Here is an 11962-nt window from a genome sequence, read left to right as displayed (position 1 = left end):
CGCACCGCTTTTGCAATTCGGAGCAGACCCATTTCAAAACCTCCTCTCTCCGCCGTCGCGAAATCGCAGTCTTCCGAAACCGCCAGCAAGCCGGAACCCGGCGCCGGCGCAAAAGCGCAGGCAGGAATTTCCGTTCCGCGCCCGGTCTCTGAGGCCGGCATTGAGCCGCGGCATCGTTGGATCTTTATCAGCTTTCTTGGCTTGGTCGTGCTGCCAACGCTGCTCACCGCCTTTTATCTGTGTTTCATTGCGGATGATCAGTATTCGACGAAGGTTGGGTTCTATGTTCGCTCCGAAGAGACCGAAAGCGCGGAATCTCTGCTAAGCGGATTGTCGAGCCTGTCGGGCACCAGTTCCTCTGATACCGATGTGCTCTACGAATATATTCAGAGTCAGGCACTCGTAGAGAAAATATCGTCCCAGATCGATCTGCCCGGGCTTTATTCGAAACCGGCTTTTGATCCGGTCTTTGCCTATCAGCCTGACGGTGTGATCGAGGATCTGACAGATTACTGGCAGCGCATGGTGAAAGTGAGCTACACATCCGGATCTGGTCTGATCCAGCTTGATGTGCGTGCCTTCACGCCCGAAGACTCTCTGATGATCGCCAACGCCATCGTCGATGGCTCGTCAGAGATGATCAATGACCTCTCCGCCATCGCGCGCGAAGATGCCACCCGCTACGCCCGCGAAGATATGGCTGTCGCGTTGGATCGTTTGAAATCCGCGCGGGAAGCGCTGACCACCTTCCGCTCCCGCAACCGGATGGTCGACCCGGATGCCGATATTCAGGGCCAGATGGGGCTGCTCAACTCTTTGGAAGCGCAACTGGCAGAAAGCTATATCGAGCTGAATTTGCTGGAGCAGACCGCCAAGGAGAACGATCCCCGCCTTGAGCAAAGTCAGCGCCGGATTGAAGTGATCCAAGGCCTCATTGAACGGGAACGCCAGAAATTCGGCATCGGGGGGCAGGCCCGTGGCGATGAAGAGGCGGATTATTCCACACTTGTGGGCGAATTCGAAAAGCTGGCGGTTGATCTGAAATATGCCGAGGAAGCCTATCTGACGGCCCAAGCCGCCCTAGATGCAGCGCAAGCCGAGGCACAGCGCAAAAGCCGCTATCTGGCGACCTACGCCAAACCGACCCTGCCGCAAAAGGCGCTTTACCCGCAGCGTGGCATCCTAAGCCTGATCACGGCGCTGTTCCTTACCCTGCTCTGGTCGATTGGCGTCTTGGTTTATTACAGCGTCCGCGACCGCCGCTGACGCAGGAAAGCCTGCCATGATCGAATTGCGCAACCTGACCAAGACTTACCGGCTCAACGGAATCCAAAAGACGATCGCCGACAACATCAGCTTCACCTTTCCCACCGGATCAAGCGTGGCGCTGATGGGCCCGAACGGCGCGGGGAAATCCTCGATTCTGAAGATGATTGCCGGCACGCTTCAACCGGATCGCGGCCAGATCATCTCAGACGGTACAATTTCTTTTCCCGTCGGCTTTGCCGGAAGCTTTCACCCCGATCTGACGGGGTCGCAGAACGTCAAATTCGTCGCCCGGATCTACGGCGTCGACACGGCAGAAATGGCCGAATTCTGCCGCGACTTTGCGCAGATCGGAAACCATTTCAATCTGCCGGTCCGGACCTATTCCTCGGGCATGAAATCCCGGCTGGCCTTCGCGATGTCGATGGCGATCAAATTTGACACCTATCTGCTGGATGAAACCACGGCGGCCGGGGATGGCTCCTTTGTTGCGAAAAGCGAGGCACTTTTGCGCGACCGGCTGCAAAGCAGCAGCGTGATCTTCGTATCGCATTCGATGGCACAGATGCGCCGAATGTGCACCTCAGGGATTGTGCTGCAGAATGGGCGGTTTTTCTATTACGGCAACATCGAGCGCGCGATCGAGCATTATGAGCATGTGATGAAAGGCCGCCTGCCGCCGTGGATGCGCAAGGGACGCAAAACGCGCAAGGGACCCACCCGGCCGAACAGCTGACCTACGGTCAGAGCGCCTGCCCGAACCCGGGCCCGGGACAAACCGCGCCGGGCGCGGAGCCCCTCAAATTACGAAAGCTTCCGCCTTTATCCGTCCGCGCCCTGCATCTTACCCGAAAATCTTTTTGAAGTCGGGAACGTAAGACTTCCGCAGCTTATGGAAGAACGTGTCCTTGAAATACTTGTCGGCGTCGATGCTCGTAACCCCGAACCGCTTGAATATGCCGTCGAGCGCCTTGATAAACTCCCGCCGGTAGCCATGGGCCTGATCGATGTGCATCTGACGGATGCGCGCCGGGTTGCGCGGCCAGCGCACCATTTCCTCGACCGCTTCGGCGATCGCCTCGGGCGTCGGATCAGCGATGATCGAATTGTACGCATTGTACCAAACATCACGCCCGCCATAAGAAGGTGTCGAGACGACCGGCACCCCGCAGAGCAGATATTCGCTGGAGGCGAAACAGGCGCCTTCCGTCTCTGACATAATCAGACCACAAGAGGCCTTGTTGATCATCTCGCAGACCTGATCCGGCGTCAGCTGGGTGTCGTTCAGGTAGCGATACGGCGGCAGGGGGGCCTCAGCATTGCCATGATTGATCCCGGCCACAAGCGCAAGGTTGCCCACTTTCGCCGCCAGTTCATGGCGCTTGAACGCAGAGCGACGCGCCACGTAGATGGCATCATATTCTTTCGCCAGCCCCAGCGGCTTCATGACGAGGTTCTCGTCAAGCCAAGCGTTGTGGTTGATCACCGCACCTTGAAACCCGTCGAAGTTCTTCTGCTCAAGCGGCGAGTTGAACATAAAGAAGAAGTTTTCTTTCCGCAGTCCAAGCAGGCGGAAGATCTTCTCGGTATCCTTGGCGCCACCGACGCTTTGATACCAGCCGCTATAGACGAAAAAGATGTCCGTCGGGCGGAAACGCTCATGCCATTCGTACATCCAGTTCCAATTGTTCCGGATGTTCTCAATGATGAAAATCCGGCATTCCGGACCATCATAATAGACCCGGAACGGGAAGGCAGGGTTCGGCCAGACGTAGCTGGGCTTGTAATCGTGCTTGGTTTCCGCCACCGCGCTGTTCCTTGTGCTCAGGATGCCTTCTTGGTGCCCTTAAAGAGTGCCACGATGTCATCGTGCCACATGCCTGCCCGCATTTTCGGAGTGAAATTCTGGCGGAAATAGAGATGCGCATCCACCTCTCCGTCTCCGTGCCGCTTGAGAATGTCACCAAAGACCTTCGCAAAGCGCTTCCGGTAAACCTCGGCCTGCTCGATATGCATCTTGATGATCTTCTCGGGATCGCGCGGATTGGCGACAAAAGTCTCGACCGCAGCGGCCACGGCATCGGGGTTCGGTTCGGCGATGATCGCATTGTAGTCATTGTACCAGACATCGCGCCCACCCAAGGACGGGGTCGATACCACTGGGATACCGCTCAGCAGGTATTCGCTGGACGAAAAACAGGCCCCCTCCATCGCCGAAAGCAGAAGGCCACAGCGAGACTCGTTGAGCGTCTGGTGAACCTCGGCCTGAGTGAACTTATGCGGATTGAGCCACGCATGTTCCGGCACCGGCGCGATGGCGTTGCCGTGGTTATCGCCTGCGATGATCGCAAGGTTTTTCACCTTCTCCGCCAGCATGTGGCGCTTGAAAGCGCTCCGGCGTCGAACTTCTTGGCCGCGCCCGTCGCGCCGAACTGCTTTTCCTTTAGCCAGGCATTGTGATTGATCACATCGCCCTGGAAGCCCTGTTTCTCGAAATTGCTCTTCTCCTGCGGGGAGTTATACATCATGAAGAAGTTCTGCTTGCGCAGATTGAGCAGCGAGAAGATCTGATTGGCCTCGCTTGCAAACGATTCACTTTGATACCAGCCGCCGATGACGAAGAAGTAATCCGTCGGTCGGATGTCCTCGGCGCATTCGGACAGCCAGTTCCAGTTGTGTTGCACGTTCTCGATGATGAAGACGCGCAGATTTCCAGACTCGTAGAACAGCCGGAACGGCACGCTGGCGGGCCATGTGTAGGAGGGTTTGTAATCGGACACGCAGTAATCCTTTTGGCAGTCCGCTGGACGGATTCCGGCGCTGGCAACCTAGGTGGGCCGACGTCGGCATGTCAATGCTAAGGCCGCCCGAAGGGGCGCCCCCGCGTGGTCACATCCGCAGGCCTTCGGCCTGTTTGAACCAAGCGTAAGTTTCCGCGATTCCGGCTTCCAGACTAATGCTGGCCGTCCAGCCCATTCGGGACAGACGGCTAACATCCATCAGTTTTCGCATCGTGCCATCGGGCTTGGTGGGATCTGTCGAGATCTTTCCGCTGTAACCGGTGATCTTGGCGACCAGTTGCGCCAGTTCCAATATCGAAACATCGGTCCCCGAACCCACGTTGATATGGCTCAGCATCGGCTCTGTATTGGCCTCATAGATATCGCGCGGCAGATCCAGCACGAACAGGCTTGCTTCTGCCATATCGTCAACATGCAGGAATTCGCGTTTCGGGGTGCCGGTCCCCCAGATCACCACCTCTTCGGTGCCATTCTGCGCCGCCTCGTGGAAGCGCCGGATCAGCGCGGGAAGCACGTGAGAATTTTCGGGATGGAAATTGTCGCCGGGCCCGTAGAGGTTGGTGGGCATGACAGAGCGGTAATCTACACCGTGTTGGCGGTTGTAGCTTTCACAAAGTTTGATCCCGGCAATCTTTGCAATGGCATAAGGTTCGTTGGTGGGCTCCAGCGTGCCGGTCAGCAGGGCATCTTCCTTCATTGGCTGGGGCACCGCTTTCGGGTAGATGCAGGACGATCCCAGTTGTAGCAGTTTCTTCACCCCTGCGGCGAACGCTTGATGGATCACATTGCATTCGATCATCAGGTTTTCATAAATGAAATCTGCAGGGTAGGTATTGTTGGCATGAATGCCGCCAACTTTTGCCGCCGCCAAGATCACAACATCTGGGTTTTCGGCCTGCATGAAATCCCGCACAGCCGGCTGGCTGGTCAGGTCCAATTCTGCATGCGTTCGGGTCAAAAGCGTCAAATCTTCGCCTGCCGCCCGACGCGCTTCGAGACGACGCAAAATAGCGCCGCCCACCATGCCACGATGGCCTGCAATGTAAATTTTTGTCATATCGCCTGTCGCACATCCCCGCGCCTCTGTGCGGCAATGTTCCCTGATCGGTTTCTTTGATGGCCGTAAGTCGTTATGTAGAGGGTATTTAGGCACAAACGGTGCCGCTCTTCAAACCACTTCGCGCGCCCCCGCGCTGGAAAACAGACAGGGCCTTTCATGTCGGCAAAGACGAAGACTCCGGTCAGAGCGCAGACCGTCCGATGCTGGACGGGCGGTGGTCCCCGAAATGAAATCTGGAACTGGGGCGATGCGGTCAGCCCAGCGATTTACCACTATGTCGTCGGCCATATTCCGCAAGTTGTGGATTACACCGACATGACCACAGAGCCGCATCTGATGATCTGCGGCAGCACGATGAAATGGATCACGGCCGGAAGCATCCTGTGGGGCGTCGGGGAAATATCGGACACGATGGCCTTTCTGACGCCCGGCGTGCAGCCAGCACATGTTGCCGCGGTGCGTGGCCCGATGACCCGGACGCGCCTGCTAGATCGCGGTATCGCCTGCCCCGAGATCTACGGCGATCCGGCGCTGCTGTTTTCAAGGTTTTATCGTCCTGCGCAACCTGAGCGGCGTTATCGGCTCGGGATCATCCCGCATTACATCGATCAAGACCATCCCGCATTGGCACGTTTCGCGGCACATGAGCATGTCCGGGTGCTGGATATCACACAGGCCGGCATCCCAGAAGAACAGCGGATTACGAGATTTATCGATGATGTCTGCGCCTGTGACGCGATCCTGTCGAGTTCCTTGCATGGGCTGATTTTGGCAGATGCCTATGGCATCCCCTGTCGCTGGATGAAACTGTCTGACCGGGTGGTTGGCAATGGTTTCAAATTTCGGGACTATTTTCAAAGCATGGAACAGGCCTCCCGGGCGCAGGCGCCATTGGCCGGACTTGAAGGCGATCTGGAGGATCTGATCGCCGCGGCCTGTGCCGATTACGAGCGTCTTGGCCCCATACGGCCCGATCTTGATACCTTCCTTTCAGCCTTCCCCGGCACACGGGTGCAGACAGATCTGGACCGCTGGGCCCGTGTTGCCATGGATGCCCCGCCCTGGGATGCCCGGAACCAACGGATTGCGCGGCACATTCCCGAAGGGGCCTGCGTCATCGAGTTCGGGTCCGGCAACCAATCCCTGCGTCGGCATGTGGCTCTGAAGGCCTATCAGCCGATCGATTGCGTTCCGGGTGAGGGCGATGTTTTCATCTGCGACTATAACCGGGAGACGCGCTTTCCTGACGTGGCTGCCGATGTCATCGTGATGAGCGGTTTTCTGGAATATATCATCGGAACGGAAGCTTTTCTCGCCGCGCTGAAGCAGGCCTATCCCGGCACTCGATGCCTGTTTAGCTGGGCCTACGAACCCAGCGATCCGGCAGAGCGCAGGGCTCATGGCTGGATCGCCGGGATCAATCCGGCGACGGAAGAAGAGACCCCGTTTGCGCGCATTTTCCGACACCTGAAAGTGCTGGATGAACACGCGACCCAATATACCCGGCAGGTTATCTATGAGGGGGTTTTGTGAGCCCGCTCGCGGAAGTGCTGCGCAACATGTTCCCGGTAGCGGGCCGCTTCATCTAAACGCCCTTGCGCCTCAAGCCAATCGGCATGTCGGTCCTTGGGGTGGATCAGGGATTCCAGCGATCCGACCGACCATGAGAGTTCCGAGGCGACGGGCGGAAAAACCGTTCGCGCGCCCCGCGCCGCAACCGGGGCAAGCTGGTGTTGAAAGACATCGGCCGTATGTTCGACACGGTCAAAGCTATCCAGAAGGGCCCGCGCATAGGCACCGGTCACTGCATGGCATGGGTTTGACATCCGAAGGGTATCGTCAACGCGGAACGGGAGAGCCGCATCATGGTCGGCACACAATGCCCAGCCAAGGCGCAGCAGGGCCGGTTCTGCCCCGGTGAATATCAGATGTCCGTCTTGGATATGGTCCGCGAGTTTTTGCAAGACGCCCCCGGTCCAGGGATGAAAAATCACATCGTCTTCACAAACCAAAACACGCTCATCCGTTTGGGCAATCTGCTGCCAGAGCTTGAGATAGGTCGCAAAAACAGCAACCTGCGGCGGCGTCAGCACATTGTTGCAGTCTGGCTTGCCGCAATCCTCTTTGCCGCAGCGAAAACAGGGCGGATAGCGCAGAACCCTGTCTGTGCCGAACAGCGCATGCACTTCCGGGGCCGTCGCATCGCAAGCATCGAAGAACGCGTAATCCGTAATTCCAACCTGTGCGAAGTGGGCCCGTATATGAGCCCTGCGATCTGCGGATGCGGGGAGGCTGACAACCACAATCCGGTCAAACAGACCCTTGGGGATCAGCGGGTTTACCGTCATCGGCAGCGCCTCCGTCATCGGCTGTTACAGTTTCAGACCTTGGGCCGGATCCGTATCATAGGATGTGAACAATGCGGCAAGATAGCCGATGCGCGGACCGGTATCCTTCTCCCCCTTTAGCAGATCCACCTCCGGGACACCCGGAAGTTGCTGCAACACCAGTTCTGATGCCATAAACGGCGCCATGCGCATCGGATACATCCGTTCATAGTAACAATACGGATCATAGGGCTGCACGGTCCGGGCCTCGCCTTGGGGCACCGCAACCCTGATCTGTCCAGAACGCGGCCCGGCAATGGCCATCAGGCCGATGATCCGGGTCGGTTGCGGCAGTTTGATGTGCAGCGGCTGACCGGGATGCAGCTCTGCACAGGTGAACTCCAACCCCGCACGCTCAAAGCGTCGGCCCGCACCGGGGGCCAGAACCCGAGAGAAGGCAAAACAGGATTGTCGCCCAGATGCAGCAATGGCCTTCGGCACGATCAGCGGCTCGGCGACCAAATCCCGCAGCAGCGCAAGAAGGGCGTCTGAGAGCGTTGCGATGCCGTCCGGAGTTGGATGGACAACATCCTTGAACATCCCCTCTGAGGGCGCGACAGCCGCATGGGGCAGGCCAAGCTGGCGACACGCATCGCCATGTTGCGTCACCACCCAGTCCGTTGCGAACTCCACATCTGTTCTCGGCAGATCCAGAAAGGCGCAGGGCAGGTTGCGGGTATGACAGGCATTCAGCAGTGCCGCGAGGATCGGCGGATGATTCAAGTCTGCATTGGTCTGATTGCGGAAAGAAGATGTCGCAATCTCAAAGACCACGGCATCGGGCTTTTCCCTATCAAGGATGTAGTCGATCAGTGGCGGCAGGTTCGACGGGTGAAACCCGCCGAGCCCGACCTTACGCAGATCTATCGGGCGCGGCAGCCCGTCTGCCGCGAGCCTTTCGGCAGCCGCTTCGACATAACCGTTCTTTTCTGCCGTTACGCTGAAGCCAAGAACCAGCACGCGCATCGCTTTGCTTTCCACAGTCATCTTCCGTATTTCCTAGAAAGGCCCGTTGCCGACCTGTGCGAAGCTCCCGAGAACCCCTTTATGCCTCACGCAGGCAGGCCTTCTTTCCGCACGAAACACAGACCATCATCCGTCGCGTAGGTGCAAACGTAGCCCAAATTTGTCAAAGAGTTCACGGCTTGTGTAATCCGATCCGGCCAGTTGTCATCCATCGGGTGATTCAGCTCATCGAACTCGATGCAGAACACCAGCGGCCGGATGTCTTGCTTGCTGAAATCGGCAAGGACAGTGTATTCTGCCCCTTCGATATCGATCTTGATAATATCGGGCGACACCCCAATGTCCGCGACGATGGTCGACAGGCGCCGAACGTTTGCCTCGAAATAAGTCTCGGTTCGCTGCAGATTGACAATCGAATGCGAGATATGCGCCTCGTTCTGTGGGCTGTAGAATTTCACGACATCGTCCGCATCCCAGATCCCGATCTCATGGAAATGCAGCTTGTCGAGGACCGAGACCGGCACCCGATACCAGTGCTGTTCGTGCTCGGCCCGGATGATCCCCTCTGGAGAGGCGCTATGGATATTTTTCACGACCCGGTCGTAGAACTTCTTCGCGCCGGGGGTCGGATCGAAGATGTGAACCGTCAGCCCGTACCGATGTGCCACCGCGACGTCAAAGCTGATGTCTGTGCCGGCGCCAAAGGAATAAACCGTCTTGCAGCTTTCAAGCGCGAATTCAGGGATTTCCCAGGCCCCATACTTGGTCCCGAGTGTGACATGAGGCAACTCGGTCGCGGTGGATACCAACCCCTTCAAGAAACTCGCAGTATCAAACATCCCGATCTACTCCTTCGCTGCCCTGCATATTTCCGCCCAAAGTCTTATGACTGGCCGGAGACGGGATTGCACTGTCCAAAGACAGGTCCTGTCAGCCCTCCACGCTGACCGGCAGATCCAGGCCATGTGCTTTCAAAAGCGCGTGGCGCTTCGCGGTCCGCAGATCTTCCGCAACCATTTCTGCACACATTTCCTGCGCCGTGATTTCCGGGGTCCAGCCCAGCTTTTCCTTCGCCTTGGTCGGATCGCCCAGAAGGGTTTCCACCTCTGCCGGGCGGAAATAACGCGGATCGATGCGCATCACCACATCACCGGCCTTCAGCATCGGGGCGATGGCATTGTCCACCGATTTGACCGTCGCGATTTCATCCACCCCCTCACCAGAGAATTCCAGCTCGATCCCCAATTCCCGCGCGGTCCAGGTGATGAATTCGCGCACAGAATACTGAACGCCCGTCGCGATCACGAAATCCTCGGCCGTATCTTGCTGCAGCATCATCCACTGCATGCGGACATAATCCTTTGCGTGCCCCCAGTCGCGCAGGCTGTCGATATTGCCCATATAGAGGCAGGGTTCGAGTCCCATGGCGATATTGGCCAGACCACGCGTGATCTTGCGGGTCACGAAGGTCTCGCCACGGCGGGGCGACTCGTGATTGAACAGGATGCCGTTGCAGGCATACATCCCATAGGCCTCGCGATAGTTCACCGCGATCCAGTAGGCATACATCTTGGCAACAGCATAGGGGCTGCGCGGGTGGAACGGCGTGGTTTCGCGCTGCGGAATTTCCTGAACGAGCCCGAAAAGTTCCGAGGTCGAGGCCTGATAGAACCGGGTCTTTTTTTCCAGCCCCAGAAACCGGATCGCCTCCAAAAGCCGCAAGGTGCCAATCGCATCAACATCGGCGGTGTATTCCGGGGCCTCGAAGCTGACAGCGACATGGGATTGTGCGCCGAGGTTGTAGACTTCGTCGGGCTGCACTTCCTCAAGAATCCGCGTCAGGTTCGACGTATCCGACAGATCACCGTAATGCAGTTTCAGCCGGGCATTATCGATATGCGGATCTTCATAGATGTGATCGACCCGCTGGGTATTGAACAAAGAGGCCCGGCGCTTGATGCCGTGAACTTCATATCCTTTTTCAAGAAGGAATTCCGCGAGGTAGGACCCGTCCTGCCCCGTGATGCCGGTAATCAAGGCCGTTTTCGTCATGCTTTGTCCATCAATATGTCCGGCCTTCCCGATGCGCAGCGGACACGAAGCGCCTGTCCGGACCTGTCTTTTATATCTTCGCTGATATTTACCTGCGCCCCAGTGGCAAAACAACCGCAAATGCCCTGCCGCAGTCTTGCGCCTGCCCGCCCGATGGGCGCCGGCTGGCTTCTGGCGGGATCGCTGAACTTTCTGCTTGGCCTTCGCCGCGGCACGCGCGAATGTCCGCGCAAGTAAGCGTAGCGGGGCGCAAGTCTCTGAGCCCGCTCACAGACGCATTCGGAGAATAATTCATGTCTGATCGGAAAATTGCCGTCGCCGGGATTGGCTATGTTGGCCTGTCAAACGCGGTATTGCTGGCACAGCACAACCAAGTGCGGATGCTGGATATCGATGCAGACCGGGTGGCACAGATCAATGCGCGCAAATGCCCGATCGTGGATACCGAACTTGAAGACTATCTGGCGCAAAAACCGTTGAACCTAAGCGCGACGACCGATCCGCAAGAGGCATTTGAAGGCGCAGAATTCGTAATCGTGGCCACCCCCACCAATTACGATTCCCAGACACATTTCTTCGACACATCGAGTGTCGACGCCGTCATTGCCAAGGTGCGCGAAATCGCCCCCGATGCGGTGATCGTGATCAAATCGACCATTCCGGTCGGCTACACGAAAGAGCTGTCAGAGCGTCTGGGCTGTGACCAGATTATCTTCAGCCCGGAATTCCTGCGTGAAGGCCGCGCGCTTTACGACAACCTGCACCCGTCGCGCATCGTGGTGGGGGAAAAATCAGAACGGGCCCGGGACTTTGCGGATTTGCTGATCGAAGGCGCCTTGGACAGCGACATCCCCGTGTTGTTCACCGATCCGACCGAGGCCGAGGCGGTGAAGCTTTTTGCCAATACCTACCTTGCCCTGCGCGTGGCCTATTTCAACGAGCTTGACAGCTATGCGCTCGCACATGGGCTCGACACCCGGCAAATCATCGAAGGCGTTGGCCACGATCCGCGCATCGGGATGCATTACAACAACCCCTCTTTCGGCTATGGCGGCTACTGCCTGCCCAAAGATACCAAACAGCTTCTGGCAAACTATTCAGAGGTGCCGCAAAACCTGATCGCGGCGATCGTAGATGCGAACCGGACGCGCAAGGATTTCCTGTCCGACCGGATCATCGCCATGAAACCGGCGACCGTCGGCGTATATCGGCTTGTGATGAAGGCCGGGTCAGACAACTTCCGCCAAAGCTCCATCCAAGGGATTATGAAGCGGATCAAGGCGAAAGGGATCGAGGTCGTGGTTGACCTGCCCCCCGGAAGTTCCCTCAATCTGATGTAGAGTCTGCCCAACCTGAAGGAGCAGACGAATGCGAAAGAGCCGTTTCACCGAGGCACAGATTATCGGGATGATCAAAGAGCAGGAGGCCGG

The 11962-nt window shown here is 57.6% G+C and carries 12 protein-coding genes; 4 read left to right on the top strand and 8 right to left on the bottom strand.

Going from position 1 to position 11962, the window contains the following annotated elements; genetic code table 11:
• Positions 1–207: 207 nt before the first annotated feature.
• Positions 208–1266, top strand: a complete 1059-nt coding sequence (locus tag CKO11_RS13900) for a sugar transporter (protein WP_223640106.1) — start codon at positions 208–210, stop codon at positions 1264–1266.
• A gap of 16 nt (positions 1267–1282) precedes the next feature.
• Positions 1283–2002 carry an ABC transporter ATP-binding protein gene (locus CKO11_RS13895; protein ID WP_223640103.1) on the top strand — a complete coding sequence of 240 codons (720 nt, stop codon included), beginning with the start codon at positions 1283–1285 and terminating at the stop codon, positions 2000–2002.
• A 108-nt stretch (positions 2003–2110) separates the two neighbouring features.
• Here CKO11_RS13895 and CKO11_RS17580 read toward each other — a convergent pair whose 3' ends face one another.
• The 4 genes from CKO11_RS17580 to fcl all read right to left on the bottom strand — a co-directional run bounded on the left by CKO11_RS17580 (position 2111) and on the right by fcl (position 5124).
• Entirely contained in the window at positions 2111–3073 is a 963-nt protein-coding gene (locus CKO11_RS17580) for a glycosyltransferase (protein ID WP_223639988.1), read from the bottom strand.
• 17 nt (positions 3074–3090) lie between these two features.
• On the bottom strand, positions 3091–3642 hold the full coding sequence (locus tag CKO11_RS13885) for a glycosyltransferase (RefSeq protein WP_223639984.1): 552 nt from the start codon (positions 3640–3642) through the stop codon (positions 3091–3093).
• The gene (locus CKO11_RS13880) at positions 3624–4046 is read right to left on the bottom strand and encodes a hypothetical protein (RefSeq protein WP_223639981.1); all 423 of its coding nucleotides are present in this window, start codon (positions 4044–4046) and stop codon (positions 3624–3626) included. The genes CKO11_RS13885 and CKO11_RS13880 overlap by 19 nt, the downstream gene beginning before the upstream one ends.
• 109 nt (positions 4047–4155) lie before the next feature.
• On the bottom strand, positions 4156–5124 hold the full coding sequence (gene fcl, locus CKO11_RS13875) for a GDP-L-fucose synthase (RefSeq protein WP_223639978.1): 969 nt from the start codon (positions 5122–5124) through the stop codon (positions 4156–4158).
• 159 nt (positions 5125–5283) lie between these two features.
• Here fcl and CKO11_RS13870 point away from each other — a divergent pair, with 159 nt between their 5' ends.
• Positions 5284–6660, top strand: coding sequence for a polysaccharide pyruvyl transferase family protein (locus CKO11_RS13870; protein WP_223639975.1), 1377 nt, complete (start codon positions 5284–5286; stop codon positions 6658–6660).
• Here the strand turns inward: CKO11_RS13870 and CKO11_RS13865 are convergent.
• The 4 genes from CKO11_RS13865 to gmd all read right to left on the bottom strand — a co-directional run bounded on the left by CKO11_RS13865 (position 6642) and on the right by gmd (position 10532).
• Positions 6642–7493, bottom strand: a complete 852-nt coding sequence (locus tag CKO11_RS13865) for a glycosyltransferase family 25 protein (RefSeq protein ID WP_223639973.1) — start codon at positions 7491–7493, stop codon at positions 6642–6644. The genes CKO11_RS13870 and CKO11_RS13865 overlap by 19 nt on opposite strands.
• Before the next feature lie 6 nt (positions 7494–7499).
• Entirely contained in the window at positions 7500–8495 is a 996-nt protein-coding gene (locus CKO11_RS13860) for a hypothetical protein (protein WP_223639970.1), read from the bottom strand.
• Between the two features lie 71 nt (positions 8496–8566).
• Positions 8567–9319: an FkbM family methyltransferase gene (locus CKO11_RS13855; protein ID WP_223639967.1), complete on the bottom strand. Its 753-nt coding sequence runs from the start codon at positions 9317–9319 to the stop codon at positions 8567–8569.
• Between the two features lie 91 nt (positions 9320–9410).
• Complete coding sequence (gmd, locus tag CKO11_RS13850) at positions 9411–10532, bottom strand: GDP-mannose 4,6-dehydratase (protein ID WP_223639964.1); 1122 nt, start codon at positions 10530–10532, stop codon at positions 9411–9413.
• Between the two features lie 293 nt (positions 10533–10825).
• Between gmd and CKO11_RS13845 the strand changes: the two genes are divergently transcribed.
• On the top strand, positions 10826–11872 hold the full coding sequence (locus CKO11_RS13845) for a nucleotide sugar dehydrogenase (protein ID WP_223639961.1): 1047 nt from the start codon (positions 10826–10828) through the stop codon (positions 11870–11872).
• Positions 11873–11962: the final 90 nt, after the last annotated feature.

The sequence above is a fragment of the Rhodobacter sp. TJ_12 genome (assembly GCF_020023995.1).
GTDB lineage: Bacteria > Pseudomonadota > Alphaproteobacteria > Rhodobacterales > Rhodobacteraceae > Rhodobacter.
Note: the sequence above shows the minus strand (reverse complement) of the source record. Positions and strands in the feature narration are given on the sequence as shown.